The 26,936-nt window shown below is 37.8% G+C and carries 21 protein-coding genes and 12 pseudogenes; 29 read left to right on the forward strand and 4 right to left on the reverse strand.

Annotated elements, in window-relative coordinates:
* Positions 1 to 131: 131 nt before the first annotated feature.
* The 6 genes and pseudogenes from AYJ55_RS02010 to AYJ55_RS02035 form a co-directional block, all read left to right on the forward strand.
* Positions 132 to 455 (forward strand): annotated as a pseudogene (locus tag AYJ55_RS02010) (IS4 family transposase); the annotation flags it as partial.
* Between the two features lie 228 nt (positions 456 to 683).
* Positions 684 to 1,084, forward strand: a pseudogene (locus AYJ55_RS02015) (transposase); the annotation flags it as partial.
* 37 nt (positions 1,085 to 1,121) lie between these two features.
* A complete protein-coding gene (locus AYJ55_RS02020) occupies positions 1,122 to 1,487 on the forward strand; it encodes an IS630 transposase-related protein (protein WP_063653415.1) in 366 nt (121 codons plus the stop codon).
* Positions 1,456 to 1,944, forward strand: a complete 489-nt coding sequence (locus tag AYJ55_RS02025) for an IS630 family transposase (protein ID WP_063653499.1) — start codon at positions 1,456 to 1,458, stop codon at positions 1,942 to 1,944. The genes AYJ55_RS02020 and AYJ55_RS02025 overlap by 32 nt, the downstream gene beginning before the upstream one ends.
* Before the next feature lie 29 nt (positions 1,945 to 1,973).
* A pseudogene (locus tag AYJ55_RS02030) lies at positions 1,974 to 2,450 on the forward strand (DDE-type integrase/transposase/recombinase); the annotation flags it as partial.
* 86 nt (positions 2,451 to 2,536) lie between these two features.
* Entirely contained in the window at positions 2,537 to 3,436 is a 900-nt protein-coding gene (locus AYJ55_RS02035; protein WP_063653812.1) for a transposase family protein, read from the forward strand.
* 99 nt (positions 3,437 to 3,535) lie between these two features.
* Here AYJ55_RS02035 and AYJ55_RS31465 read toward each other — a convergent pair whose 3' ends face one another.
* Together AYJ55_RS31465 and AYJ55_RS31470 are read right to left on the reverse strand one after the other, a co-directional pair.
* A complete protein-coding gene (locus AYJ55_RS31465; protein WP_063653958.1) occupies positions 3,536 to 4,072 on the reverse strand; it encodes an IS630 family transposase in 537 nt (178 codons plus the stop codon).
* Positions 3,993 to 4,361, reverse strand: a complete 369-nt coding sequence (locus tag AYJ55_RS31470; protein ID WP_063653960.1) for an IS630 transposase-related protein — start codon at positions 4,359 to 4,361, stop codon at positions 3,993 to 3,995. The genes AYJ55_RS31465 and AYJ55_RS31470 overlap by 80 nt, the downstream gene beginning before the upstream one ends.
* 36 nt (positions 4,362 to 4,397) lie before the next feature.
* Here AYJ55_RS31470 and AYJ55_RS24585 point away from each other — a divergent pair.
* Positions 4,398 to 4,658, forward strand: a pseudogene (locus tag AYJ55_RS24585) (integrase core domain-containing protein); the annotation flags it as partial.
* A 4-nt stretch (positions 4,659 to 4,662) separates the two neighbouring features.
* Here the strand turns inward: AYJ55_RS24585 and AYJ55_RS02050 are convergent.
* Positions 4,663 to 5,130, reverse strand: a pseudogene (locus AYJ55_RS02050) (transposase); the annotation flags it as partial.
* Between the two features lie 300 nt (positions 5,131 to 5,430).
* Here AYJ55_RS02050 and ftsB point away from each other — a divergent pair.
* The 9 genes and pseudogenes from ftsB (at position 5,431) to rpoS (ending at position 13,802) form a co-directional block, all read left to right on the forward strand.
* Positions 5,431 to 5,724 (forward strand): cell division protein FtsB, encoded by a 294-nt coding sequence (gene ftsB / locus AYJ55_RS02055; protein WP_063653963.1) that lies wholly within the window; start codon positions 5,431 to 5,433, stop codon positions 5,722 to 5,724.
* 93 nt (positions 5,725 to 5,817) lie between these two features.
* Positions 5,818 to 6,546 (forward strand): 2-C-methyl-D-erythritol 4-phosphate cytidylyltransferase, encoded by a 729-nt coding sequence (gene ispD / locus AYJ55_RS02060; protein WP_063653964.1) that lies wholly within the window; start codon positions 5,818 to 5,820, stop codon positions 6,544 to 6,546.
* A gap of 23 nt (positions 6,547 to 6,569) precedes the next feature.
* A complete protein-coding gene (ispF, locus tag AYJ55_RS02065; RefSeq protein ID WP_063653965.1) occupies positions 6,570 to 7,082 on the forward strand; it encodes a 2-C-methyl-D-erythritol 2,4-cyclodiphosphate synthase in 513 nt (170 codons plus the stop codon).
* Positions 7,048 to 8,108: pseudogene (gene truD / locus AYJ55_RS02070) on the forward strand (tRNA pseudouridine(13) synthase TruD). Before ispF ends, truD begins: the two are co-directional and overlap by 35 nt.
* Before the next feature lie 356 nt (positions 8,109 to 8,464).
* Positions 8,465 to 9,337, forward strand: a pseudogene (locus AYJ55_RS02075) (IS982 family transposase).
* A gap of 818 nt (positions 9,338 to 10,155) precedes the next feature.
* The gene (gene surE / locus AYJ55_RS02080) at positions 10,156 to 10,917 is read left to right on the forward strand and encodes a 5'/3'-nucleotidase SurE (protein ID WP_063653966.1); all 762 of its coding nucleotides are present in this window, start codon (positions 10,156 to 10,158) and stop codon (positions 10,915 to 10,917) included.
* On the forward strand, positions 10,911 to 11,537 hold the full coding sequence (locus AYJ55_RS02085) for a protein-L-isoaspartate(D-aspartate) O-methyltransferase (protein WP_032115462.1): 627 nt from the start codon (positions 10,911 to 10,913) through the stop codon (positions 11,535 to 11,537). The genes surE and AYJ55_RS02085 overlap by 7 nt, the downstream gene beginning before the upstream one ends.
* A 155-nt stretch (positions 11,538 to 11,692) precedes the next feature.
* On the forward strand, positions 11,693 to 12,757 hold the full coding sequence (nlpD, locus tag AYJ55_RS02090) for a murein hydrolase activator NlpD (RefSeq protein WP_063653967.1): 1,065 nt from the start codon (positions 11,693 to 11,695) through the stop codon (positions 12,755 to 12,757).
* 55 nt (positions 12,758 to 12,812) lie between these two features.
* Positions 12,813 to 13,802, forward strand: coding sequence for an RNA polymerase sigma factor RpoS (gene rpoS / locus AYJ55_RS02095; RefSeq protein WP_063653968.1), 990 nt, complete (start codon positions 12,813 to 12,815; stop codon positions 13,800 to 13,802).
* Positions 13,803 to 13,864: 62 nt separating this feature from the next.
* On the opposite strand, the pseudogene miaE reads toward rpoS, so the two are convergent.
* A pseudogene (gene miaE / locus AYJ55_RS24590) lies at positions 13,865 to 14,113 on the reverse strand (tRNA isopentenyl-2-thiomethyl-A-37 hydroxylase MiaE); the annotation flags it as partial.
* Between the two features lie 96 nt (positions 14,114 to 14,209).
* On the opposite strand from miaE, the pseudogene AYJ55_RS02100 reads away from it, so the two are divergent.
* The 13 genes and pseudogenes from AYJ55_RS02100 to eno all read left to right on the forward strand — a co-directional run bounded on the left by AYJ55_RS02100 (position 14,210) and on the right by eno (position 26,800).
* A pseudogene (locus AYJ55_RS02100) lies at positions 14,210 to 15,201 on the forward strand (IS481 family transposase).
* Positions 15,185 to 15,550 carry an IS630 transposase-related protein gene (locus AYJ55_RS02105; RefSeq protein WP_063653415.1) on the forward strand — a complete coding sequence of 122 codons (366 nt, stop codon included), beginning with the start codon at positions 15,185 to 15,187 and terminating at the stop codon, positions 15,548 to 15,550. Before AYJ55_RS02100 ends, AYJ55_RS02105 begins: the two are co-directional and overlap by 17 nt.
* A complete protein-coding gene (locus AYJ55_RS02110; protein WP_063653499.1) occupies positions 15,519 to 16,007 on the forward strand; it encodes an IS630 family transposase in 489 nt (162 codons plus the stop codon). Before AYJ55_RS02105 ends, AYJ55_RS02110 begins: the two co-directional genes overlap by 32 nt.
* A gap of 21 nt (positions 16,008 to 16,028) precedes the next feature.
* A pseudogene (locus AYJ55_RS35405) lies at positions 16,029 to 16,550 on the forward strand (transposase); the annotation flags it as partial.
* A 686-nt stretch (positions 16,551 to 17,236) separates the two neighbouring features.
* A complete protein-coding gene (locus tag AYJ55_RS02120) occupies positions 17,237 to 17,416 on the forward strand; it encodes a hypothetical protein (RefSeq protein WP_063653971.1) in 180 nt (59 codons plus the stop codon).
* A 282-nt stretch (positions 17,417 to 17,698) separates the two neighbouring features.
* Positions 17,699 to 18,064 carry an IS630 transposase-related protein gene (locus AYJ55_RS02125; protein ID WP_063653415.1) on the forward strand — a complete coding sequence of 122 codons (366 nt, stop codon included), beginning with the start codon at positions 17,699 to 17,701 and terminating at the stop codon, positions 18,062 to 18,064.
* On the forward strand, positions 18,033 to 18,521 hold the full coding sequence (locus AYJ55_RS02130) for an IS630 family transposase (protein ID WP_063653499.1): 489 nt from the start codon (positions 18,033 to 18,035) through the stop codon (positions 18,519 to 18,521). The genes AYJ55_RS02125 and AYJ55_RS02130 overlap by 32 nt, the downstream gene beginning before the upstream one ends.
* A gap of 183 nt (positions 18,522 to 18,704) precedes the next feature.
* Positions 18,705 to 19,740 (forward strand): annotated as a pseudogene (locus AYJ55_RS02135) (IS481 family transposase).
* Positions 19,741 to 19,799: 59 nt separating this feature from the next.
* Positions 19,800 to 20,459, forward strand: a pseudogene (gene rlmD / locus AYJ55_RS02140) (23S rRNA (uracil(1939)-C(5))-methyltransferase RlmD); the annotation flags it as partial.
* Between the two features lie 13 nt (positions 20,460 to 20,472).
* A complete protein-coding gene (gene relA / locus AYJ55_RS02145; RefSeq protein WP_063653974.1) occupies positions 20,473 to 22,707 on the forward strand; it encodes a GTP diphosphokinase in 2,235 nt (744 codons plus the stop codon).
* A gap of 72 nt (positions 22,708 to 22,779) precedes the next feature.
* A complete protein-coding gene (mazG, locus tag AYJ55_RS02150) occupies positions 22,780 to 23,571 on the forward strand; it encodes a nucleoside triphosphate pyrophosphohydrolase (RefSeq protein WP_063653975.1) in 792 nt (263 codons plus the stop codon).
* A gap of 223 nt (positions 23,572 to 23,794) precedes the next feature.
* On the forward strand, positions 23,795 to 25,444 hold the full coding sequence (gene pyrG / locus AYJ55_RS02155; protein ID WP_063653977.1) for a glutamine hydrolyzing CTP synthase: 1,650 nt from the start codon (positions 23,795 to 23,797) through the stop codon (positions 25,442 to 25,444).
* Positions 25,445 to 25,498: 54 nt separating this feature from the next.
* Positions 25,499 to 26,800, forward strand: a complete 1,302-nt coding sequence (eno, locus tag AYJ55_RS02160) for a phosphopyruvate hydratase (RefSeq protein WP_063653979.1) — start codon at positions 25,499 to 25,501, stop codon at positions 26,798 to 26,800.
* The last annotated feature ends 136 nt before the right edge of the window (positions 26,801 to 26,936 follow it).

Raw genomic sequence — 26,936 nt, forward strand, 5'->3', positions numbered from 1 at the left:
GAATAGTTAACTACTTCCCCCAACGCTGCTAATATTATGCCCCTTGAGTGCTGAGGAATCCCCTGAAAACGAGACAGGCATAGCGTTATGTGATTACTGATTTGTGCCAACAATTCCATGAGATCACCGCTATGCCTGTTCGTAAAGTATGTCAGAATTTCTTCAGGGATGCCATAGCACCTTTTCATCAATACCGACAAAATGCCCTGCTGGATGCCACTGTGGCGTTAATCAATGGAGCATCACTGACACTGACCAGCCTCGGTCGTTTTTTGTCGGGGAGAGCACAGGTCAAAAATAAGATTAAACGTGTTGATCGCCTCATGGGTAATGAATCCCTTCATCGCGATATTCCATTAATTTTCAGTAGTATCACCTCAATGCTAACACGGCAGTTATCTTTGTGTGTAATCGCCGTAGACTGGAGTGGCTATCCGTCTCAGGAGCATCATGTATATTAATCTTAACTTAATCTGACAATTCTGATTTAAAAAAGAGCGTTACCGGTTTTAATTAACATCATTAGATAATTAAATAAAAGGTAATTCTATGTATCAAACAAATAATCCTATCATCAAACATAAAGTCGGGTTACTTAACCTCGCTGAAGTGTAGTGGCATACTAAATTTGGCCACCTAAGTTGAGGTGATATGCTTACCTCATAATTTTTATAGGTGCCGAAATGAGTAAAATAATTACTGCTGAATTTAAATGTGAAACCGCCAAATTAGTCCTTGACCAAAATTACACCTACCAGGAAGCCGCGAAAGGCATGAACGTCAGTCTTTCAGCGATTAGCCGGTGGGTAAGAGCCCTTCGTTTAGAACGTCAAGGGAAAACATCGCCTGGTCTGCCATTAACACCTGAACAAATTGAGTTCAGAGAAATGAAGAAAAAAATCCACCGGCTGGAAATGGAGAATGACATCTTAAAAAAGGCTACTGCGCTCTTAATGTCCGACTCACTGAAAAATTTTCGGTAGTTGAAAAGCTAAGAGTGCTTTATCCGGTGAAAACTTTGTGTCGTATTTTTAATGTTCACCGAAGCAGTTATCGCTATTGGTGTCGGCCTAAAGAGCCAGATATAGCTAGGCGACTTAATTTTGATTACAAGGTGTGTTATGAGTTATACAATTGATTTTCGACGTAAAGTAATATCTGTAAGGAAAGCCGAAGGTTTAACAATTCGAGAAACTGCGAAACAATTCCGTATTGGAAAAGCGTCTTTAGTACGTTGGCTTAAACGACCAGAGCCAAAAAATTCAACGCCACGTAAGAGGAAGCTCGATAAAAATGCTTTAGCAAAAGATGTGGAACAGTATCCAGATGCTTACCAAAAGGAACGGGCAGAGCGATTCGGTGTTTGTAAAAAGACTATTTGGCAATCCCTTAAAAAGCTGGGATTAACCTATAAAAAAAACTCTATTCCATCCAAAAACCAACGAAAGCGACAGGCTGGCACATCAGCAAAAAAGACAACAGTATGAAAAAAAAGATAAATCTGTTGTTTTTATTGATGAAAGTGGTTTTTCACATGACACTCCACGAACTCACGGCTATTCCCCAAAAGGTCACCGTTGTTTTGGCCTGAAAAACTGGGGTGCTAAGGGAAGAACAAATGTTATTGGCGCTTTATTGGGAACAACCCTTTTTGCTATCGGATTATTTGATTGCAATATTAATCGTGATGTTTTTTATGTTTGGATCACAAAAATATTGCTCCCAGAACTTCCTGAAAATTCTGTTATTTTTATGGACAACGCTAGCTTTCACAAAGGTAAGAATATTGAACAGGCAATTATAAACGCAGGACACCAGATAGAATATTTGCCTGTGTATTCACCAGATTTAAATCCTATAGAACATAAATGGTCTCAAGCTAAACGTAAAAAGATGGAAACAGGATGCACTATCGATGACCTGTTTTTAATACATATGCTGTAATCAAAATTAAGTCGCCTAGCTATATTGAGCGGACGATAAAACGTAGCCTAGTCAGCGAAGCGTGGAACGTTAGTGGCGGCTCTGCTGGCGCAAGGACTATCGCCACGATGGTTACCAATACACACAACGTGAAACTTGGGCGGTGGTTAGCGGGTAAGTTGATGAAAGAATTAATCATCGTCAGTTGCCAAGAGCGAAAACATAAATACAACCGCGGTGGAAATGAACGTATTGATATTCCAAATCTGCTCAATAGGCAGTTCGCTGTTACCAAGCCTGACCAGGTTTGGTGCGGCGATGTAACCTATATTTGGACAGGCTCACGATGGGCCTATCTGGCTGTGGTATTGGATTTGTTTGCCCGAAAACCGGTGGGCTGGGCAATGTCATTTGCACCAGACTCAGAATTAACCGCCAAAGCACTACAAATGGCTTGGGAACTACGTGGGCATCCCAAACAGGTGATGTTCCATAGTGATCAGGGAAGTCATTATACCAGTCGTCAGTAAAATAGTTGCTGAATAGAGACTTGCATTTTTTGTCACGCTATAGACAATAAAAAGAGGTTTAACTTAGAAAATAACGGTTTGAAATGATCAACAAAGAGCGGTTGTTACGAGATAATCGTTTATGTAAAGCAATCATTGGATTATCAGTTGAAGAATTGAAAAATTTAGCCGCTGAATTTTCAGCTTGTTATTTGATTTATCGGAAAAAGAATCGAAAAGATCACGAGCGGCAGATGGGTGCAGGGCAGAAAGGATTTATCCCAACCCCATTAGATAAACTGCTTTTTATTTTATTGTATTTAAAATGTTATCCGACCTATGATTTGCAAGGACTTCTTTTTGGTTTAGATAGAACACGGGTATGTCGCTGGGTAAAAATATTATTGCCGGTTTTAGAGATGACCTTGGGGCGAGAATGTGTTTTGCCCGCTCGTCAAATTCGCTCTGCTGAGGAATTTTTTCGCGCCTTTCCTGGAGTTAAAGACGTCTTTATTGATGGGACAGAGCGACCTGTCCAAAAGCCTAAGAATCTGCGTCGGCGAAAAAAAATGTATTCGGGAAAGAAAAGACAGACCACTCGAAAAGGGCTTATTATGACTGACGAAACGAGGAAAATTGGATTTATCCCCATGATCAAAAATGGGCGCCGTCACGATAAACGCTTACTCGATAAAGTCGATATAATTCGCCATATTCCCCCTGAGGTAACCATCTGGGCCGATACCGGTTTTCAAGGTATAGATAAACAGCATCCTAATACACAAATCCCAAAAAAAGGAACTCGAAAAAGACCTTTATCGCCTGAACAAAAACAAGAAAATAAAATAATCTCGGGCATCCGTATTACGGTTGAACACGCCATCGCGGGTATCAAGCGCCTCGGTTGTATGACCCAAATTTTACGGAATCGTAGACCCTTTATTGATGATACCTTTTTACTCCTTAGTGCCGGTCTTTGGAATTTCCATCTCAGAACAGCCTAAAATTTACTTCAATCACCGAAATACCCTTATTTCACTATTAAGCAACACGCTTAGTATAGGCAGGCATTGTGGCGTTATAGCTAGGCGACTTAATTTTGATTACAGCATATGTATTAAAAACAGGTCATCGATAGTGCATCCTGTTTCCATCTTTTTACGTTTAGCTTGAGACCATTTATGTTCTATAGGATTTAAATCTGGTGAATACACAGGCAAATATTCTATCTGGTGTCCTGCGTTTATAATTGCCTGTTCAATATTCTTACCTTTGTGAAAGCTAGCGTTGTCCATAAAAATAACAGAATTTTCAGGAAGTTCTGGGAGCAATATTTTTGTGATCCAAACATAAAAAACATCACGGTTAATATTGCAATCAAATAATCCGATAGCAAAAAGGGTTGTTCCCAATAAAGCGCCAATAACATTTGTTCTTCCCTTAGCACCCCAGTTTTTCAGGCCAAAACAACGGTGACCTTTTGGGGAATAGCCGTGAGTTCGTGGAGTGTCATGTGAAAAACCACTTTCATCAATAAAAACAACAGATTTATCTTTTTTTTCATACTGTTGTCTTTTTTGCTGATGTGCCAGCCTGTCGCTTTCGTTGGTTTTTGGATGGAATAGAGTTTTTTTTTTTATAGGTTAATCCCAGCTTTTTAAGGGATTGCCAAATAGTCTTTTTACAAACACCGAATCGCTCTGCCCGTTCCTTTTGGTAAGCATCTGGATACTGTTCCACATCTTTTGCTAAAGCATTTTTATCGAGCTTCCTCTTACGTGGCGTTGAATTTTTTGGCTCTGGTCGTTTAAGCCAACGTACTAAAGACGCTTTTCCAATACGGAATTGTTTCGCAGTTTCTCGAATTGTTAAACCTTCGGCTTTCCTTACAGATATTACTTTACGTCGAAAATCAATTGTATAACTCATAACACACCTTGTAATCAAAATTAAGTCGCCTAGCTATATCAGATGACCCAAAGTATCAGTCGCAGAGGGAATTGTTGGGATAATAGTCCGATGGAACGATTCTTCCGTAATCTGAAGACCGAATGGGTGCCAACGACTGGCTACCAAAGCTTTAGTACTGCTCAGTCAGCCATTATTCGCTACATAACCCACTACTATAGCGATATAAGACCTCACTGGTATAACTGTGGATTAACGCCAAACGAATCAGAGCGACTGTTCCGTGAACAGTCAGGTAGGGTGGCCAATTTTAGTTGACCACTACAGTTATTTTTTCAGATATACGACGTTTATGTTGTTCAAACCACGCAGAAATAGCGAGAAAAATATGATTTCTTTGCGCTCGGCTCGTGCGAGCCTGACAGCGTTCAATACCACAATTTTCTTTAACTTCTCGATGATAAACTTCAACAGACCAACGGGCATCCATGATAGATTTGACGTATTCACGGGTGGGATTGTCTTTGTTTGTTACTATGTAATCAATACGGCCGTTTTTGGCTGTAAATTTGAAAACAGTTACCCAACCATAACCTCGTAAGTGTATTAAGGTTCCTTCTTCTGGGATGTCTAACTTGTTCAGTTGTTTGTTATGGTTAACAATCCTGTTTTTCCTCAGCGTGGTTACCCAGACCCAACCATGAGAGCGAATTGATTTCAGATTATCCCGGCTAGAATACCAGGCATCCATCACTACCGCTTCTGGTATGATCCCTCTTTTTTTAGCAAGTTATTTTGACCTTGAGTGATAACTTGATGAATATAAAAATAGAATGAAAGAATTTTTCAGCATAATTTTTTACTTTAAATAAAAAAACAGTTAACTAACAAAATATTTTAAATTGATCAACTTGTTAGATAGTAAAAACAAACTTTTTTTGACATATAGCTAAGCTATACTTTGTCAATAAAAAGACCCGTTTGACTCTATTTCATATTTATTTATGAATTTTTTTATTAATAACTTATCTGTGATAGGTAGCGTCATAGGGTAAGTTGTGGGATGATAAGTGAGTCTTAGGGGGCTTCGATGCGTAAATTAGCACTGATATTGTTGGCGGTGTTTTGCTGGTTACAATATTCATTATGGTTTGGTAAAAATGGTGTCCATGACTATTTGCGTATAAAAAGTGAAGTTGCAGCGCTAGAAACGTTGAACATGACATTTAAAGTACGCAATGAACGTTTATTTGCTGAAATAGACGATTTGAATGAGGGACGTGAAGCTATTGAGGAGCGAGCCCGTTCTGAGCTTGGTATGATTAGACCTGGAGAGTCTTTTTATCGAATAGTGAATGAGAATGCTTTTCCAAACCATAAATAAAATTTTTAATTAATAATATTTTTTCCGGCCACAAAATTATTTAAAAATATTATGACGAAAAAGTAGTAATTCATAAGAAAACAGTCTAGAACAATGAATAAATTTATATCTAATCATAAAGTGCAAATTGCTGCTTTAATACCTGCCGCTGGTATTGGTAATCGTATGAAAGCGGATTGTCCCAAGCAATATTTGAAAGTAGCGGGAAAAACGATTATTGAGCATACCATATCTGCCTTACTTAAGCAGCCAAGAATTTCCCAAATTATTGTTTTGTTAAATAAGGATGATATCTTTTTTCATCAATTAGCGATTGCAAAAAATGCAAAAATTAAAACAGTCGTTGGTGGTTGTCAAAGAGCTGATTCAGTTTTGGCTGGACTGAATTATTTATCAGACAATTTACAGCTAGATCCCTGTTGGGTTTTAGTTCATGATGCATCTCGACCTTGCTTACATCAAACTGATTTAGATAGTATTATTCGTTTTATTGATAATCAACAGTCTTCTTATGGTGGTATTTTGGCAGCGCCAGTAAGAGATACAATGAAACGTTCAGTTCAAGGAAAAATAGATATTAGTCATACTGTTGAACGGAGTGAACTTTGGCATGCACTGACGCCACAATTTTTTCCTTTAGCATTAATCAAAAACTGTTTGACTCAAGCATTAGCGCAAAAAGCGGTAATTACCGATGAGGCTTCGGCGCTTGAATATTGCGGTTACCATCCTCAATTGCTGGAAGGTAGAGTGGATAATTTAAAGGTTACTCAACCAGAAGATTTGATGTTAGCAGAATTCTACCTTTCTCGCGCTTTATAAGACTATTGTTAGGAGTATCGTTCATGCGGATTGGACATGGATTTGATGTACATAAATTTGGTGGAGATGGCCCAATTACAATGTGTGGAGTGAAAATTCCCTATGAACAAGGATTAATAGCGCATTCCGATGGTGATGTCGCCTTACATGCAGTGACAGATGCTATTCTTGGAGCAGCAGCATTAGGCGATATCGGTAAACTTTTTCCTGATACCGATCCGGCTTTTAAAGATGCCGATAGTCGCGGTTTGTTACGCGAGGCGTATTCGCAGGTGCTGAAAAAAGGATATTGTATTAGTAATCTTGATATCACAATTATTGCTCAAGTACCCAAAATGCGGCCATATATTGCTGATATGCGCAAAAATATAGCAGATGATCTAGGTTGCCATATTGATGATGTCAATGTTAAGGCTACCACGACGGAGAAACTTGGATTTATTGGTAGAAAAGAAGGCATTGCTTGCGCAGCAATGGCTTTATTGGTAAAGGATAATAGTCGTGATGGTGACAGCACTTCAGTGGCTGCATGGTAAACCAGTAGCAAGCGGAGCAATAAAATTAACGGCAGAAGATTTTATTGTACGTGAAGATCTGGGATTTTAACCTGAAGGTGAGGGTGAACACTTGCTGATGTATCTTAGAAAAAAGGGCTGTAATACTTTATTTGTAGCCGACCATTTGGTTCGATTTGTTGGTATTTCTCCACGTAGTGTCAGTTATGCTGGATTAAAAGATAGGCAAGCAGTGACGGAACAGTGGTTTTGTCTTCATTTGCCAGGAAAGGATGATCCCGATTTTAGCCAGTTTTCACTTGCAGGATGTGAAATTTTGCTAGTGAAAAGACACAGAAACGTAAATTACGTATTGGTTCATTAAAAGGCAATGATTTTGAGTTAACTATTCGACATATTAGTGATCAACAAGCAGTGGAAACACGTTTGCAGCAAATTAGAACATTGGGGGTAGCTAACTATTTTGGTGAGCAGCGTTTTGGTCGAGCGTGTAATAATCTCGTGCAAGCTGAGCGTTGGGCAAAAGGTGAAATTGAAGTCAAGCAGCGTAATAAACGTAGTTTTTATCTTTCTGCCGTTCGGAGTGTTATATTTAATTTTATCGTCAGCGAACGTATGATTAATAATAAAGTACGTCAGATAATGGACGGTGATGTTATGCAATTAACCGGTAGTGGTAGTTGGTTCGTTGCTAAGAGTGAAGAGTTATCTCAATTACAACTAAGATTGCAGGCTGGCGAAATTCAAATTACCGCTCCGCTATATGGTGAAAAAGAATTAGGAACTCAATCAGAAGCGAAACTGTTTGAACAGCAATGTTTAACTCATTTTTCTATTTTATTGCCGCTGCTGCAAGCTGAACGAACAAATTTGGTTCGACGAGCGATCATTGTTGTTCCACAGAATATGCATTGGAAATGGTTAGAGCAGCAAACCTTGAAATTGTCTTTTTCATTACCTAAGGGTAGTTTTGCCACCAGTGTGATACGAGCACGAGTTTCGCACAGACATATAAAATTCCAGAAATGGCTTAAAAGCAATGGTTAATTTGCAAGTTACTAAAACGTATAAATTTGTTTAAATTACAATAAGTTGCTTTTAATTTATAAGATTTTGTCTATTTATATATTATGCTGAATTAAACTTAAAAATAGAGCGTTTTTTTTATTGATGCGAAACTCGTGACGAGAATTAATTAATCAATCATACTGAAAATATTATTGATATTGCTGAATAGTATTCGGTTAAAAATAATGTTGTTGATGATAAATCTTATTATATAAATAACCTGAGTTCGGGATAAGAAATAAAGTGAAAGTCTTGCTATTCAAATAGTTGAATGCGCATATTTCGTTAAAATACTCTAACAATCTGGTTAAAGAGTAGAGCATTGTTAAACAATGATGGAAAATTTTACTGAACTTTATTGCCTGATGGATGATTTTTGTAAAGACTTCGAGCCAAAAATGCATGAAATTTAGCTGAATAACGGTAGTAAGCGTCGTAGACGGTCTACTCAGCTTTCATTGGCTGAAATGATGACACTGGCTGTTTTGTTTCATCAACTCCGATTCAGCCAATTCAAGGTATTTTATCTCTATCATATCCGTTTATATCTCAGGAAGGAATTTCCTAACTTGCCATCATATTCACGCTGCGTAGAGTTACTTCCGCGCAGTGCCTTAGCTTTAACGGCACTGTTTGAGTCAATTAAGGGAAAGTGCACGGGTCTGTCGGTTGCCGATTCTACTCCGATAGCTGTGTGTGATAACTTACGGATCCGCCGGCATAAAGTCTTCGATGGGATAGCTGAACGAGGAAAAACCTCAACAGGTTGGTTCTTTGGTTTCAAACTTCATGTAATTATCAATCATTTGGGGGAAATACTCAGTTTTCGACTTACACCAGGAAACACAGAAGATCGGAAACCATTACCTGAGCTGATAAAAGATCTTTCTGGTTGTTTGTATGCGGATAAAGGGTATTTATCGGCTTCACTGAAACAGCAACTGAAAACAATGGGAATTAACCTTATAACGAATATCAAGAAGAAAATTAAGCCTGTTGAACAGACTTGTTTCGACAAAGCCATCTTGCGTCATCGTTCTGTCATCGAAACGGTATTTGATGAGTTAAAAAATCTTTGTCAGATAGCGCATACGCGGCACCGCTCTCCTGCTAACTTTGTAGTGAATTTATTAGCCGGGCTGGTTGCATATTGTTTAATTCCATCTAAACCAAAGATACCTGTGGCAGGAACATATCTTCAAGCATAATTGATAATGCTTATCCCGAACTCAGGTTATATAAATATAATAAGATTTAAAATTTAACAATTATGTTGTCAGTTTGTTTTTAAAGGCATTAAGCCTTCTTTTGCAATAAGCGGCATTAAGGCAAAATTTTTATTTTGCTATTATCAGTCAGATGTAACAGATTGCTTGCAACTCTTAATTAATAAATGCTGTTATTAACTAAAGTCAAAATAAAAGAGGCTGAAAATAGCTAATCAAATTTGCCCAATAGATTTTAAGATTAAGTGAAAATATTAGAATTCAACCGACAAAAGTTTAATAAAAAATTAGCGGTTAATACATTGGGCAGTGTTATTTCTGTTGTTGTAAAAAGTTAACTTGCTTATTTTGTTCGTTATTGACCGGTAGTGTTGATAGTATTTAGTCAACAACTCTTTATACATTTTTAATATTTATTAGAAATTTTTTTTTATTGATTGATGTATTGCTAGTTAGATATTTGGTTAAGATAGTATTTTTATTGGATATTATTTTGGCTTATCTTATTTATGTTATTTAAAAATTGATAATTGTAATTAGATATTTTATTATTTTTCAGGTAGTTGTTAAAACAAACAAAATTATATTGTTATTTTATTATATTCACATACGCTAATATTAGACCTCCATTTTTCTATCGTAATTTGATGTGTTTTATTGTTACTTAATGATATTCTTGCTGTAATCTATTATTGACGCTATTTTCAACCCATAATCTTTTTTTATCATAGATGATAATAGTTGGATAAAATAGCCTGGTTCTTAATATAACGTTCAATATAAATCAACGGGATACAATAATGCTAAGGATATTGCTAAGTAATGATGATGGTGTAACAGCAACTGGCATCCAAACGCTTGCTACTGCATTACGTAAACATTATTTCGTTCAGGTTGTTGCACCTGATAGAAACCGAAGTGGGGCATCAAACGCATTAACATTTCATAAACCATTACGAATAGCCAAGTTAGACAATGGAGACATCTCAGTACAAGGAACGCCAACGGATTGTGTTTATTTAGGCGTTAATCAGCTTATTCGACCCTCTCCTGAAATCGTCGTTTCGGGTATTAATCATGGCCCCAACCTAGGTGACGATGTTATTTATTCAGGTACCGTTGCAGCGGCGACAGAAGGACGTCATCTTGGTTTACCTGCACTTGCGGTTTCATTGAATGGTGAAACACACTACCAAACAGCAGCAGAAGTAACTTGTCATTTATTAAAATTATTACAGAAAACGCCATTAAAAGCGGGTAATATTCTTAATATTAATGTTCCTGATATTCCTTTATCGGAAATTAAAGGTTACAAAGTAACACGCTGTGGTAGTCGTCATGCAGCTCAAAAAGTTGATCCATCTAAAGATCCAAGGGGCGATACGGTCTATTGGTTAGGGCCAGTTGGAGGAATATCTGATGCGGGTCCAGATACTGATTTTGCTGCAGTATCGGCGGGTTATGTTTCTATTACACCATTACAAGTGGATTTAACTGCTCATAAGGATCAGCAAGTTGTTAAAGATTGGTTATTAAAAGCAGAGGCAAGTGAGGAATGCTAAAACGGTCAATGAGAGATTTATTGACACAATTACGTCATCAAGGGATTAAAGATGAAGGTCTATTGGCAGCTATTGCAAAAGTTCCTCGTGAGCGTTTTGTCGATGAAGCACTTTCACATAAAGCTTATGAAAATATTCCTTTACCTATAGGTTTTTCTCAGACTATTTCGCAACCCTATATTGTTGCTCGTATGACAGAGTTACTTACGCTTTCTCCTTCGGATCATGTTTTAGAGATAGGCACAGGGTCGGGTTATCAAACAGCCATTTTAGCTCATCTTGTCGCGCGGGTTTTTTCGGTAGAACGGATCAAGGGACTACAATGGAATGCTAAACGTAGATTAAAACAACTTGATCTTCATAATATTTCAACCCGTCATGGCGATGGCTGGATGGGATGGGCTTCAAAGGGGCCTTTTGATGGAATCATTGTCACTGCGGCGCCGGCAGAACTCCCACTCGTGTTGCTTGAACAATTGAAAGATGGTGGCCGCATGGTATTACCTGTCGGTGAGAAAAAACAGATGTTAAAAGTCATTAAACGTCAGGGTAATGATTTTCATGCTACAACGGTAGAGTCAGTGCGATTTGTTCCTTTAATTCCTGGAAGTTTGGCATGAAATAGGTAATATTTTAGCGATAGATAATTTAAGGTTTTATTAATCTCTGCTTTAAGTAAGCATAATAATTTATTATTTAGCTATTGCAATAAATTGTCGATCATGACTTACATTATCGATTTTTATTCAAGATTTATCTTCATGGGAGAAGAAGTATGAATTTTAACAGCCCAAAATTTGCTATTCGATGGGCAACTATCTGTATAATAACAGGCACAGTGTTAATAGGGTGCTCGACACCATATCATCCAGCAGCGCCAATTAGTAGTGTCCAAGATAGTAGCCGCCCAATTGATACTTATCCTGCTGTCAATACATCATCAAAAAATACGCCAATACCCTCTTCTCCTAAAAATATTTCTGTTAGTAATCAAAATAATAGTATAAATAAGCCGGTATATCAGCCAGTGATACCAGCACCTAAGACTAACACCGATGGTCGAATAATTTATAACCGAAATTATGATAATATCCAAAAAGGAAGCTATAGTGGTAACACCTATACTGTTAAACGAGGTGATACGCTGTTTTATATTGCTTGGATAACAGGCAATGATTATCGTGATCTAGCGCAACGTAATAAAATTGCAGAACCTTATAGTTTAAATATTGGGCAAGTACTTAATATTGGTAGTAGTTCTACCGACTCAGAAATGGTAGTTGCTAATCGTACTCCGAATACTAACAATACAAATGTTGATTCTCAGTCAACTAATGCGTATGCTTCATCTGTCAGTAAGCAAAATTCAGGAAAGATGTTACCGAGAGCATCCAAGCCACTAACACCTTCTACGCCGCCCGCAACAACAGCATCTTCGGGGTTAAATAGTAACAGCGTAGTCAATACAGTAGGTAAGTGGCGCTGGCCGGCCGAAGGGAAAGTGATTGAATCTTTTTCTGCTGTGAAGCGCGGAAATAAAGGTGTTGATATTGCCGGATCGCGCGGTCAACCTGTTTTTGCAACTACAGCAGGAAAAGTGGTTTATTCTGGAAATGCATTACGTGGATATGGAAATCTTATAATAATAAAACATAACGATGACTATCTGAGTGCCTATGCTCACAATGATACTATATTAGTTCGTGATCAACAGGAGGTTCAGGCAGGGCAAAAGATTGCCACTATGGGTAGCACCGGTACAAGTTCGGTAAGATTACATTTTGAAATTCGTTACAAGGGAAAATCAGTAAACCCGTTGCGTTATCTTTCGCAACGATAACTTGGACAGATTGCTTGTCAATGTTGTCTGCATTATCAATGGGTAGGAGTGACTGATGAGCCAAAATTCGCTAAAAGTTAACGAGTTATATGACGATTTAGACGAAACTAGCATGGATGCGGAAGCTTTCGATGAAAGCTTGCTAAAAGAAGAGGACTTAAATCTAGAGCAAGATGATGATTCAGATTTATTTCAGAATATTAATCAACGTGTTCTAGATGCAACTCAGCTTTATCTTGGTGAGATTGGATATTCACCTCTTCTGACAGCGAAAGAAGAAGTATTTTATGCAAGGCGCGCTTTACGTGGTGATGCAGCATCACGTCAGCGTATGATTGAGAGTAATTTACGTTTGGTTGTAAAAATTTCTCGTCGCTATAGTAATCGAGGTCTTGCCCTACTGGATCTGATTGAAGAAGGCAATCTTGGATTAATTCGGGCGGTTGAAAAATTTGATCCGGAAAAGGGTTTTCGTTTTTCAACTTATGCAACATGGTGGATCCGCCAAACTATTGAACGAGCAATTATGAATCAGACGCGAATTATCCGCTTACCGATTCATATCGTTAAAGAGTTAAATGTTTATTTGCGTATTGCAAGAGAATTGGCTCAGAAACTTGATCATGAGCCAAGTGCCGAAGAAATTGCAGAACGCTTAGACAAACCGGTGGATGATGTTAGCCGGATGTTACGGCTAAATGAGCGGATTTCTTCTGTTGATACTCCAATCGGTGGTGATTCAGATAAAGTGTTACTTGATGTGTTATCTGATGATAACGATTCAGGGCCAGAAGGAACTATCCAAGCTAACAATATGAAAGAAAGTATTGTTAAATGGCTGTTTGAACTTAATGCAAAACAGCGTGAAGTATTAGTGCGCCGCTTTGGTTTATTAGGTTATGAATCGGAAACGTTAGAAGAGGTGGGGCGAGAGATTGGTCTTACTAGAGAACGTGTTCGTCAGATACAGGTTGAAGGTTTGCGCCGATTAAAAGATATTTTGCATAATCAAGGTCTTAGTATGGAATCTTTCTTTAAGACCTAATATCTTTTCAAGATCGTTAATATTAAGTAAGGTGGGAGGAAAACCCACCTTTTTGTTTGACATCAGGCGGGAACGCCACTGTGAAATTTAAAATCGCTATCCGGCGTTTGGATCAATTCAGCCTCGATGTTAGCAAAATATTCGATCCGCTGCTGAATATTTTCGCTAGAAATAGCTTGTGCTAAAACTAAATAATCTTGATAGTGGCGAAATTCTGATCTGAGTAGTGAAATATAGAATTTAGCTAAGGGTGTTTCAAGATGAGGAGCGAGTTTAGCAAAACGCTCGCAAGAGCGCGCTTCGATATAAGCTGTATTAGTCTTAACTTAATCCGACAATTCTGATTTAAAAAAGAGCGTTACCGGTTTTAATTAACATCATTAGATAATTAAATAAAAGGTAATTCTATGTATCAAACAAATAATCCTATCATCAAACATAAAGTCGGGTTACTTAACCTCGCTGAAGAGCTTAATAACGTCTCAAAAGCCTGTAAGATTATGGGGGTATCCCGAGATACGTTTTATCGCTACCAGGAACTTGTTAACGATGGTGGGATAGACGCTTTAATTAATCAAAATCGACGGGTGCCTAACGTAAAAAATAGAGTAGATGAACAGATTGAAAGCGCTGTAGTCGAGTATGCGATTGAATACCCTGCACACGGTCAACACCGCAGTAGTAATGAACTAAGAAAAAAAGGCATTTTTGTTTCGGGGAGTGGCGTTCGCTCTATTTGGCTGCGCCATAATCTCGAAAATTTTACAAAACGCCTAAAAGCGCTTGAAGATAAAATCGCAACAGAAGGAATTATCCTGTCAGAATCACAAATCAGTGCTTTAGAAAAGAAAGCGCAAGATGATGAAGCCTGTGGTGAGATTGAAACAGCGCATCCAGGTTATCTGGGTTCACAAGATACTTTTTATGTCGGTCATTTAAAAGGCGTTGGTCGTGTTTATCAACAAACTTACATTGATACTTACAGTAAAGTCGTTCATTGTAAGCTTTACACAACAAAAAGCGCGATAACGGCGGCAGATTTATTAAATGACAAGGTTCTCCCTTTTTATTCCCAGCATGGGTTACCGGTGTTACGTATACTGACACGGACAGAGGCAGTGAGTATTGTGGTAAAGTTGAACATCACGATTATCAACTTTATCTCGCTATCAATGATATTGATCATACAAAAACTAAAGCTCGTTCACCTCAAACTAATGGGATTTGTGAACGCTTTCATAAAACTGTATTACAAGAGTTCTATCAGGTGGCTTTTCGTAAGAAAATCTATAGGGCTTTAAATGAATTACAAGCTGATTTAGATAAATGGTTAGCGGAATATAATATAGCTAGGCGACTTAATTTTGATTACAAGGTGTGTTATGAGTTATACAATTGATTTTCGACGTAAAGTAATATCTGTAAGGAAAGCCGAAGGTTTAACAATTCGAGAAACTGCGAAACAATTCCGTATTGGAAAAGCGTCTTTAGTACGTTGGCTTAAACGACCAGAGCCAAAAAATTCAACGCCACGTAAGAGGAAGCTCGATAAAAATGCTTTAGCAAAAGATGTGGAACAGTATCCAGATGCTTACCAAAAGGAACGGGCAGAGCGATTCGGTGTTTGTAAAAAGACTATTTGGCAATCCCTTAAAAAGCTGGGATTAACCTATAAAAAAAACTCTATTCCATCCAAAAACCAACGAAAGCGACAGGCTGGCACATCAGCAAAAAAGACAACAGTATGAAAAAAAAGATAAATCTGTTGTTTTTATTGATGAAAGTGGTTTTTCACATGACACTCCACGAACTCACGGCTATTCCCCAAAAGGTCACCGTTGTTTTGGCCTGAAAAACTGGGGTGCTAAGGGAAGAACAAATGTTATTGGCGCTTTATTGGGAACAACCCTTTTTGCTATCGGATTATTTGATTGCAATATTAACCGTGATGTTTTTTATGTTTGGATCACAAAAATATTGCTCCCAGAACTTCCTGAAAATTCTGTTATTTTTATGGACAACGCTAGCTTTCACAAAGGTAAGAATATTGAACAGGCAATTATAAACGCAGGACACCAGATAGAATATTTGCCTGTGTATTCACCAGATTTAAATCCTATAGAACATAAATGGTCTCAAGCTAAACGTAAAAAGATGGAAACAGGATGCACTATCGATGACCTGTTTTTAATACATATGCTGTAATCAAAATTAAGTCGCCTAGCTATACCAGAAGCGGTAGTGATGGATGCCTGGTATTCTAGCCTGGATAATCTGAAGTCAATTCGCTCTCATGGTTGGGTCTGGGTAACCACGCTGAGGAAAAACAGGATTGTTAACCATAACAAACAACTGAACAAGTTAGACATCTCAGAGAAGTAACTCCAATACACTTACGAGGCTACGGTTGGGTGACTGTTTTCAAATTTACAGCCAAAAACGGCCGTATTGATTACAGAGTAACAAACAAAGACAATCCCACCCGTCAATACGTCAAATCTATCATGGATGCCCGTTGGTCTGTTGAAGTTTATCATCGAAGAAGTTAAACAAAATTGTGGTATTGAACGCTGCCAGGCTCGCACGAGCAGGGCACAAAGAAATCATATTTTTCTCGCTATTTCTGCGTGGTTTGAACAACATAAACGTCGTATATCTGAAAAAATAATCCTTTATCAACAAAATTGGGACGTAATCAAAAATGATATTACTGAGCACATCCGTGTTTTATTAGCGTACCCAAATTAGTTTTGTGCGAAACTCGTGTTAAATACTGATTTAAGGTCTGATAAGTGAAAAATGTTTTGAATTTAAAAATCATTGTAATCTAAATTACTCTATTTATATAATTAAAGTGATTTTGATAGCATTTATTATTAGAAATTAGATAACAATTTAGTTATAACATAATTCAGAAATTGAGATTTTAATAAACTTCATTATGTCACGAGTTTCGCACCAATAAAAAAACGTTCATATTTTTAAGTTTAATTCAGCATAATATATAAATAGACAAAATCTTATAAATTAAAAGCAACTTATTGTAATTTAAACAAATTTATACGTTTTAGTAACTTGCAAATTAACCATTGCTTTTAAGCCATTTCTGGAATTTTATATGCCTGTGCGAAACTTGTGTATGTTATAAATTTATAACATTATTTAGCAATATTATATTGGTTTATTTGATTTTTGAGAATTTATTTCATTTTTTTTTATTTTTTTACAAAAATAAAAAAATCTATTGTTTTATTTCTTTAAATTACAAATAATTAATAATTTAATGGTGGATAATTTACATCAATTGTTTCGAGATGTGATACTATTCTTCATCCTCATTGAGAAAATGAATAAAGTGAACTTAATTTTCCGATAATATATGAGATGGCAGTTTCTTTGTTAATAGACTAACAAAATTTTATACCTTTAATGATATGGTACAATTTTATTCTTCAAAACAGCGTAAAGTTAAATCCGATAATTTGGCAGTAATAGCTGAAAGTCTTGATGTTAAGGGTCAAGGTGTAGCGCATTATCAAGGAAAAATAATTTTTATTACTGATTTACTTCCTGGTGAGCAAGCACAAATTCAACTTACAGAAGAGAAAAGGTAATTTGCCAAGGCAAAAATGAGCAAACGATTGACTGATAGTCTTGATCGGGTGGCGCCTTTTTGTCGTCATTTTGGCATCTGTGGTGGTTTTCAACAACAACATGTGACGCCGGCTCTTCAACGTGCTGCGAAAATCAGTAGGTTAGAATTTATTTCAACGTGAAACGGGCAGTGCGGTAAAATCATTGCCAGTTATTGCAGGTAGTGAGTATGGATATCGCCGTAGAGCGCGGTTTGGTCTTCAATATAGCTAGGCGACTTAATTTTGATTACAAGGTGTGTTATGAGTTATACAATTGATTTTCGACGTAAAGTAATATCTGTAAGGAAAGCCGAAGGTTTAACAATTCGAGAAACTGCGAAACAATTCCGTATTGGAAAAGCGTCTTTAGTACGTTGGCTTAAACGACCAGAGCCAAAAAATTCAACGCCACGTAAGAGGAAGCTCGATAAAAATGCTTTAGCAAAAGATGTGGAACAGTATCCAGATGCTTACCAAAAGGAACGGGCAGAGCGATTCGGTGTTTGTAAAAAGACTATTTGGCAATCCCTTAAAAAGCTGGGATTAACCTATAAAAAAAACTCTATTCCATCCAAAAACCAACGAAAGCGACAGGCTGGCACATCAGCAAAAAAGACAACAGTATGAAAAAAAAGATAAATCTGTTGTTTTTATTGATGAAAGTGGTTTTTCACATGACACTCCACGAACTCACGGCTATTCCCCAAAAGGTCACCGTTGTTTTGGCCTGAAAAACTGGGGTGCTAAGGGAAGAACAAATGTTATTGGCGCTTTATTGGGAACAACCCTTTTTGCTATCGGATTATTTGATTGCAATATTAATCGTGATGTTTTTTATGTTTGGATCACAAAAATATTGCTCCCAGAACTTCCTGAAAATTCTGTTATTTTTATGGACAACGCTAGCTTTCACAAAGGTAAGAATATTGAACAGGCAATTATAAACGCAGGACACCAGATAGAATATTTGCCTGTGTATTCACCAGATTTAAATCCTATAGAACATAAATGGTCTCAAGCTAAACGTAAAAAGATGGAAACAGGATGCACTATCGATGACCTGTTTTTAATACATATGCTGTAATCAAAATTAAGTCGCCTAGCTATACCAGCATGCAGAGCGTCGTTTACGCATGGGATTTCGTCAGAGCCAATGTAGAGCTGAAAATGTTGTATTAGTCTTAACTTAATCCGACAATTCTGATTTAAAAAAGAGCGTTACCGGTTTTAATTAACATCATTAGATAATTAAATAAAAGGTAATTCTATGTATCAAACAAATAATCCTATCACAAACATAAAGTCGGGTTACTTAACCTCGCTGAAGAGCTTAATAACGTCTCAAAAGCCTGTAAGATTATGGGGGTATCCCGAGATACGTTTTATCGCTACCAGGAACTTGTTAACGATGGTGGGATAGACGCTTTAATTAATCAAAATCGACGGGTGCCTAACGTAAAAAATAGAGTAGATGAACAGATTGAAAGCGCTGTAGTCGAGTATGCGATTGAATACCCTGCACACGATCAACACCGCAGTAGTAATGAACTAAGAAAAAAAGGCATTTTTGTTTCGGGGAGTGGCGTTCGCTCTATTTGGCTGCGCCATAATCTCGAAAATTTTACAAAACGCCTAAAAGCGCTTGAAGATAAAATCGCAACAGAAGGAATTATCCTGTCAGAATCACAAATCAGTGTTCTAGAAAAGAAAGCGCAAGATGATGAAGCCTGTGGTGAGATTGAAACAGCGCAGGTTATCTGGGTTCACAAGATACTTTTTATGTCGGTCATTTAAAAGGAGTTGGTCGTGTTTATCAACAAACTTACATTGATACTTACAGTAAAGTCGTTCATTGTAAGCTTTACACAACAAAAAGCGCGATAACGGCGGCAGATTTATTAAATGACAAGGTTCTCCCTTTTTATTCCTAGCATGGGTTACCAGTGTTACGTATACTGACGGACAGAGGCAGTGAGTATTGTGGTAAAGTTGAACATCACGATTATCAACTTTATCTCGCTATCAATGATATTGATCATACAAAAACTAAAGCTCGTTCACCTCAAACTAATGGGATTTGTGAACGCTTTCATAAAACTGTATTACAAGAGTTCTATCAGGTGGCTTTTCGTAAGAAAATCTATAGGGCTTTAAATGAATTACAAGCTGATTTAGATAAATGGTTAGCGGAATATAATAACCAACGCACTCATCAAGGAAAAATGTGTTGCGGTCGAACTCCTATGGCAACTTTACACGATGGAAAACAACTTTGGAGAGAGAAAGATTTAAATCAAATTTAACCTGACAGGTACTGTATAAATAACCGGTAACTGTCAGATTAAGTCTGAGCTACTACATATTAACTGCTTTTGCCTGGCGCTATAATCTCAATGTTTATTTGGTTGATAATAGTGCCAATCGGCTTAAATTTGTTAGTTTAGCAAGTAATGATAGTGAGCCTTATTATTCTATTGAGAATGTGAAATTGATATTTGATCCACAGAATTTTATTCAAGTAAGTCCTGAAATTAATAAAAAAATGGTTGCTCAAGCGTTGGATTGGTTAGCGCTTGAGCCGCAAGATAGGGTTTTGGATCTATTTTGTGGCATGGGTAATTTTACCTTACCTATTGCACGTCATGTTAATGGTGTTGAAGGTGTCGTTGAATTGGTGGCGCAAGGACGGTATAACGCTAGTTTAAATCAATTAACCAACGTTGAGTTTTATCAAGCTGATCTCGAGTTTGACATAAACTGTCAACCTTGGGCAAAAATGGGCTTTAATAAAATCTTATTAGATCCTGCACGCGCCGGTGCTATGGGCGTAATGCCACATATTATCAAATTTAAGCCAGAACGGGTGGTCTATATCTCCTGTAACCCAACGACATTAGTAAAAGATAGTCAACAATTACTTACAACCGGTTATCAACTTATGAGTGTCAGGATGTTAGATATGTTCCCGCATACTAGTCATCTAGAGTCTATGGCACTTTTTTGTCGCGATTTAAGCAAATAGGCAAGGAAAGATTATGGTTGCAATTAGAAACGCTCATTTGACATCTGCAGGAGAATTTGCCGTTGATAAGTGGGTTGCCAGTCTCAAACTTACCAACAATGACTCAGAACAAAAGTTAATTGAACTTTGGCATTATTGCTATAGCAAAGTTCAGCAACATGAACATCGTCAATTATTGCTTTGGCGTGGCATAGAGATGGGAGAAATCCTGTCAACATTAAGCATGGATCTCGATAGTCTGCGTGCGGCAATGCTGTTTCCCTTAGTTGATGCCAAAATTGTCACTGAGGAAATTATTAATATTGAATTTGGTAAATCGATTCACGGATTGGTTAAAGGTGTGATGGAGATGGACGCCATTCGCCAATTGAATGCTAGCAAATTAGGTGAAAAAAGTTCTACCCAGGTAGATAATATTCGTCGGATGTTGCTCGCTATGGTGGAAGATTTTCGTTGCGTGGTGATTAAGATAGCAGAACGTATTGCCCATTTACGCGAGGTAAGGGAACGCTCTGAAGATGAAAGAGTCTTAGCAGCAAAAGAGTGCTTAAATATATATGCTCCTTTGGCCAACCGTTTAGGCATTGGGCAATTGAAATGGGAGCTAGAAGATTTCTGTTTTCATTATTTACACCCAGATGAATATAAAAAGATTGCTGAATTACTCCATGAACGTCGTATCGATCGTGAACGATATATTGATGATTTTGTTTCGTCACTGCGACATTTTATGTTACAGGAAAGTATTACCGCAGAAATTTATGGCCGCCCGAAGCATATGTATAGCATCTGGCGGAAGATGCAAAAAAAATATCTGGCCTTTGATGAACTGTTTGATGTGCGCGCTGTGCGTATTATCGTTGAACGTTTACAGGATTGTTACGCTGCATTAGGTATTGTGCATACCCATTTTCGTCATTTACCTGATGAATTTGATGATTATGTTGCTAACCCTAAACCGAATGGCTATCAATCCATTCATACTGTGGTATTAGGGCCAAATGGTAAAGCGATTGAAGTACAAATTCGGACCAGACAAATGCACGAAAATGCTGAATTAGGTATTGCCGCACATTGGAAATATAAAGAAGGCGCGGTTATAACTGGCAAAGGCAGTAGCTATGAAAATCGTATTGTTTGGTTAAGAAAATTGATAGCCTGGCAGGAAGAGATGGCTGATTCAGGGGAAATGCTTGATGAGGTTCGTAGCCAGGTTTTTGATGATCGCGTATATGTTTTTACACCTAAAGGTGATGTCATTGATTTGCCTGCTGGCTCAACCCCACTTGATTTTGCCTACCATATTCATAGTGATGTCGGTCATCGTTGTATTGGCGCTAAGATCAGCGGCCGGATTGTTCCTTTTAGTTATCACTTACAGATGGGAGATCAAATTGAAATTATTACGCAAAAATATCCCAATCCTAGCCGTGACTGGCTCAATCCAAATTTAGGCTACGTTACGACAAACCGCGGTCGCGCTAAGATCCACAATTGGTTTCGTAAGCAGGAGCGTGATAAGAATATTCAGGCAGGGCGACAAATATTAGATAACGAACTTAATCATCTGGCGGTAAGTATAAAAGAGGCTGAAAAGTTGTTATTAACCCGCTACAACGTTAACTCATTGGATGAAATTCTGGCAGGTATTGGTGTTGGTGATATTCGTATTAATCAACTGGTAAATTTTTTACAGAATAAGTTTAGCCAAACCACTGCCGAAGAAGCAGACCGCGCCGCCTTAAAAACACTGGAAGCTAAAATGTCTTCTATCCGCTTGCCAGTAAAAGATAGTGGTAGAATTGTGGTAGAAGGTGTTGGCAACTTGATGCACCACATTGCTCGTTGCTGTCAGCCAATTCCTGGTGATGATATTGTTGGTTTTATTACTAAAGGTCGAGGTATTTCGATCCATTGTATCGATTGTGAGCAACTGATCGAGCTACAATTGCATGCACCAGAAAGAATCGTCGATGCTATTTGGGGTGAAAACTACGCTAGTGGTTACTCATTAGGGCTGAGAATTATTGCTAATGATCGTAGTGGATTATTAAGAGATATTACGACTATTCTTGCTAATGAAAAAGTAAATGTTTTAAGTGTTAGTAGTCGTAGTGATGTCAAACAACAATTGGCGACTATCGATTTAAATATTGAAATCAATCATTTACCTGTTTTAGGTCGTATTTTAGCGAAATTAAATCAACTCCCTGATGTATTTGAGGCTAAACGTTATATTAAGTCGTAACTATAACATCATGTTTTAGCAAGCGGCGCATTGATTGGTTTTTGAACTTTATTAACTTTGGATGGAAATAACATGCAAACGGACTCAGCTGCAATAGAACAATTGTTATTGATTATGGCTCAGTTACGTGATCCTGAACATGGTTGTATATGGGATAAAGTGCAATCTTTTGCCGCAATAGCACCTTATACGCTGGAGGAAACTTATGAAGTTGTTGATGCTATTGGACGACAAGATTTTGCTGCTTTAAAAGAAGAATTGGGTGATTTACTGTTTCATGTTGTCTTTTATGCCCAGATTGCAAAAGAACAAAAATTATTCGATTTTAATGAAATCTGCCAAATCGTCAGTCAAAAGTTAATATCACGTCATCCCCATATTTTTGCTGGACAATCGATTATTAATAGCGATAAAGCAATATATAATTGGGAAAAAAATAAAGTCAAAGAACGAGCCGCAAAAAATCAGCATTCAGTTTTAGATGATATTCCACAAGTACTCCCTGCATTAATGAAAGCCAACAAAATGCAAAAATGCTGTGCGGCTGTCGGTTTTGATTGTGACAAATTTGCCCCGGTATTAGCCAAAGTTCATGAAGAAATTGAAGAGGTTTTGGCAGAAATAAATAAGCCTGAACCGAGTCAATCACATATTGAAGAAGAAATTGGTGATTTACTTTTTGCGGTGGTTAATTTATCGCGCCATCTTGGCCATGAATCTGAATTAGCATTACAAAAAGCGTGTCGTAAATTTGAACGCCGTTTTCGCCGAGTAGAAAAACTGATCTTAAACAAAGGCGGTTTATTAGAAAATGCTACATTAGATGAAATGGAAAAACTTTGGCAACAAATTAAAAAAGAGTGATTATTATTTTTAGCTGAATGGATTAAGTATTAGTTAGGATGTTATAATCGAGCAGCTATTTATTGACAGGAATTTGCATAAGCTAATTCTTGATATTGAAAGATTATTGATGAAATTAACCTTAGTAGGTTTAGAACATTTGTAGCAGATTTAAGGTTAGGGTATACTGCTTTCCCGTCCTGTTATATTCATCGTCTTTTACACCTAAATTTTCAGGTTTAGCATGAAAACAAATTATATTTTTGTAACCGGCGGGGTAGTATCCTCTCTGGGCAAAGGCATTGCCGCAGCTTCTTTGGCTGCTATACTTGAAGCGCGTGGACTGAATGTTACTATTATGAAACTGGATCCTTATATTAATGTTGATCCAGGCACGATGAGCCCAATCCAACATGGAGAAGTTTTTGTTACCGAAGATGGTGCAGAAACTGATCTTGATCTGGGCCATTATGAACGTTTTATTCGTACTAAAATGATACGCCGTAATAATTTCACAACCGGTCGCGTATACTCTGAAGTATTACGTAAAGAGCGTCGTGGTGATTATTTGGGCGAAACCATTCAAGTTATTCCTCATATTACTGATGAGATCAAAAACCGGATTATTCGTGGCGGAGAAGGTCACGATATCGTTTTGGTTGAAGTTGGTGGTACAGTAGGCGATATTGAATCTTTACCTTTTTTGGAAGCAATTCGCCAATTAGCGGTTGATGTTGGTCGTAAACACACTCTTTTCCTGCATCTTACTTTAGTGCCTTATTTACCTGCTGCAGGTGAAGTTAAAACCAAACCGACCCAACATTCAGTAAAAGAACTTCTTTCTATTGGTATTCAGCCAGACGTGCTAATTTGCCGTTCAGATCGGGTTATTCCGGTTAATGAACGGGCAAAAATTGCGCTTTTCTGCAATGTACCGGAAAAAGCGGTTATTTCATTAGAGGATGTTGATTCAATTTATAAAATTCCTGCATTATTGGAATCTCAGCAGTTAGATGATTATATTTGTGAGAAATTTGAACTTGCATGCCCAGCGGCTGATTTATCTGAATGGGAACAGGTTATTGATGCGCAAGCCAATCCGGTAGGTAAGGTAACTATTGGCATGGTAGGTAAATATATAGAGTTACCTGATGCTTACAAATCGGTTATTGAAGCGTTAAAACATGGCGGTTTAAAAAATCGTTTAACAGTGAATATCAAACTGATTGATTCTGAAGATATTGAAACGCGTGGTACCGAACTACTAAAAGGACTTGATGCTATCCTGGTTCCAGGTGGTTTTGGTGAACGGGGTGTCGAAGGCAAAATTATGGCAGCACGTTACGCACGTGAAAATAATATTCCTTATTTGGGTATTTGCCTGGGAATGCAGGTTGCTCTGATTGAATATGCCCGTCATGTTGCTGGTATGGAAGGGGCAAACTCAACAGAATTTGCGCCAGATTGTCCATATCCGGTTGTTGCTTTAATTACGGAATGGTCTGATGACAGTGGTAATATTAAAGTTCGTAATGAGAAGAGCGATCTTGGCGGTACGATGCGAGTAGGTGGCCAATTATGCCATTTAGTGAAAGGTAGTAAAGTCCGTGAGTTGTACAACAGCGACACAATTATGGAGCGGCATCGCCACCGTTATGAAGTTAATAATATGTTTTTGGCGCGTATTGAAGAAGCGGGTTTACGTATTGCAGGACGCTCAGCGGACAATAAGCTAGTGGAAATTATCGAGGATCCTAACCATCCTTGGTTTGTCGCTTGTCAGTTTCATCCTGAATTTACTTCGACACCAAGGGATGGCCATCCGTTATTTGCTGGTTTTATTAAAGCCGCAAAGGAATATCAGCAAGGCCATCTAAAAAGAGATATGGGCTAATGGTATTAATTTGTTACCATTGGCTGAAATTTAACTTGTACTGAGGAAAATTTAATGTCCAAAATCGTTAAAGTCATCGGGCGTGAAATCATCGACTCCCGTGGTAATCCGACTGTTGAAGCAGAGGTTCATTTAGAAGGCGGATTTGTTGGTTTAGCAGCGGCACCATCTGGTGCATCGACCGGTTCACGAGAAGCATTAGAGCTACGTGATGGTAATAAAGATCGCTTTTTAGGTAAAGGCGTTTTGAAGGCAGTTACAGCAGTAAATGGTCCAATTGCTGGTGCATTGATCGACCAAGATGCCAAAAATCAGGCTAATATCGATAAAATCATGATCGAATTAGACGGTACAGAAAATAAATCTAAATTCGGTGCTAATGCGATTTTGGCCGTTTCACTGGCTAATGCAAAAGCGGCTGCGGCAGCGAAAGGTATGCCTTTATATGAGCATATTGCTGAATTGAATGGCACGCAGGGTAAATTCTCTATGCCTTTACCAATGATGAATATTATCAATGGTGGCGAACATGCGGATAACAACGTTGATATTCAAGAGTTTATGATCCAGCCAGTGGGCGCAAAAAGCTTGAAAGAAGCAGTTCGGATGGGATCAGAAGTTTTTCACCACTTGGCAAAAGTGTTAAAAGCCAAAGGGATGAATACAGCGGTCGGCGATGAAGGTGGCTATGCACCAAATTTAGAATCTAATGCCGCAGCTTTAGCCGCAATTAAGGACGCCGTAGAAGCAGCAGGTTATGAGTTAGGTAAAGATATTACTTTAGCAATGGATTGTGCCGCCTCAGAATTTTACAACCAGGAAACGGGTAACTATGAGTTGAAAGGTGAAGGTAAAACTTTTACTTCACAAGAATTTACCCACTATCTAGAAGAATTAACCAAACAATATCCTATCGTTTCTATTGAAGATGGTCTTAATGAGTCAGATTGGGATGGTTTCACCTACCAGACTAAAGTGTTAGGAGACAAAATTCAGTTAGTTGGTGATGATTTATTTGTTACTAATACTAAGATTTTGCAAGAAGGCATTGAAAAAGGAATTGCTAATTCTATTTTAATTAAATTCAATCAGATTGGTAGCTTAACCGAAACTTTAGCAGCAATTAAGATGGCAAAAGATGCCGGCTACACTGCGGTTATCTCACATCGTTCAGGTGAAACTGAAGACGCTACAATTGCAGATTTGGCAGTAGGAACAGCAGCGGGCCAGATTAAAACAGGTTCAATGAGCCGTTCTGATCGAGTTGCTAAATATAATCAATTAATCCGTATTGAAGAAGTGTTAGGTGAAAAAGCGCCTTTTAATGGTCTAAAAGAAGTTAAAGGCCAGGCTTAAATTTACTGTTATTGATTAATCATATATTAAAGGCGAGAGACTTATTGTTATCTCGCCTTTTTTATTAATAATCCTTGGATCTCTTTTATAGCTAGGCGACTTAATTTTGATTACAGCATATGTATTAAAAACAGGT

This window comes from Candidatus Arsenophonus triatominarum (assembly GCF_001640365.1).
Lineage (GTDB): Bacteria > Pseudomonadota > Gammaproteobacteria > Enterobacterales > Enterobacteriaceae > Arsenophonus > Arsenophonus triatominarum.

What these genes read in the sequence shown, in the direction of transcription:
- AYJ55_RS02020 (WP_063653415.1), top strand. Translation starts at nt 1,122, where the DNA reads ATGAGTTATACAATTGATTTTCGACGTAAAGTAATATCTGTAAGGAAA.
- AYJ55_RS02035 (WP_063653812.1), top strand. Translation starts at nt 2,537, where the DNA reads ATGATCAACAAAGAGCGGTTGTTACGAGATAATCGTTTATGTAAAGCA.
- AYJ55_RS31470 (WP_063653960.1), bottom strand. Translation starts at nt 4,361, where the DNA reads ATGAGTTATACAATTGATTTTCGACGTAAAGTAATATCTGTAAGGAAA.
- ftsB (WP_063653963.1), top strand. Translation starts at nt 5,431, where the DNA reads ATGCGTAAATTAGCACTGATATTGTTGGCGGTGTTTTGCTGGTTACAA.
- ispD (WP_063653964.1), top strand. Translation starts at nt 5,818, where the DNA reads ATGAATAAATTTATATCTAATCATAAAGTGCAAATTGCTGCTTTAATA.
- ispF (WP_063653965.1), top strand. Translation starts at nt 6,570, where the DNA reads ATGCGGATTGGACATGGATTTGATGTACATAAATTTGGTGGAGATGGC.
- surE (WP_063653966.1), top strand. Translation starts at nt 10,156, where the DNA reads ATGCTAAGGATATTGCTAAGTAATGATGATGGTGTAACAGCAACTGGC.
- AYJ55_RS02085 (WP_032115462.1), top strand. Translation starts at nt 10,911, where the DNA reads ATGCTAAAACGGTCAATGAGAGATTTATTGACACAATTACGTCATCAA.
- nlpD (WP_063653967.1), top strand. Translation starts at nt 11,693, where the DNA reads ATGAATTTTAACAGCCCAAAATTTGCTATTCGATGGGCAACTATCTGT.
- rpoS (WP_063653968.1), top strand. Translation starts at nt 12,813, where the DNA reads ATGAGCCAAAATTCGCTAAAAGTTAACGAGTTATATGACGATTTAGAC.
- AYJ55_RS02105 (WP_063653415.1), top strand. Translation starts at nt 15,185, where the DNA reads ATGAGTTATACAATTGATTTTCGACGTAAAGTAATATCTGTAAGGAAA.
- AYJ55_RS02120 (WP_063653971.1), top strand. Translation starts at nt 17,237, where the DNA reads ATGGTACAATTTTATTCTTCAAAACAGCGTAAAGTTAAATCCGATAAT.
- AYJ55_RS02125 (WP_063653415.1), top strand. Translation starts at nt 17,699, where the DNA reads ATGAGTTATACAATTGATTTTCGACGTAAAGTAATATCTGTAAGGAAA.
- relA (WP_063653974.1), top strand. Translation starts at nt 20,473, where the DNA reads ATGGTTGCAATTAGAAACGCTCATTTGACATCTGCAGGAGAATTTGCC.
- mazG (WP_063653975.1), top strand. Translation starts at nt 22,780, where the DNA reads ATGCAAACGGACTCAGCTGCAATAGAACAATTGTTATTGATTATGGCT.
- pyrG (WP_063653977.1), top strand. Translation starts at nt 23,795, where the DNA reads ATGAAAACAAATTATATTTTTGTAACCGGCGGGGTAGTATCCTCTCTG.
- eno (WP_063653979.1), top strand. Translation starts at nt 25,499, where the DNA reads ATGTCCAAAATCGTTAAAGTCATCGGGCGTGAAATCATCGACTCCCGT.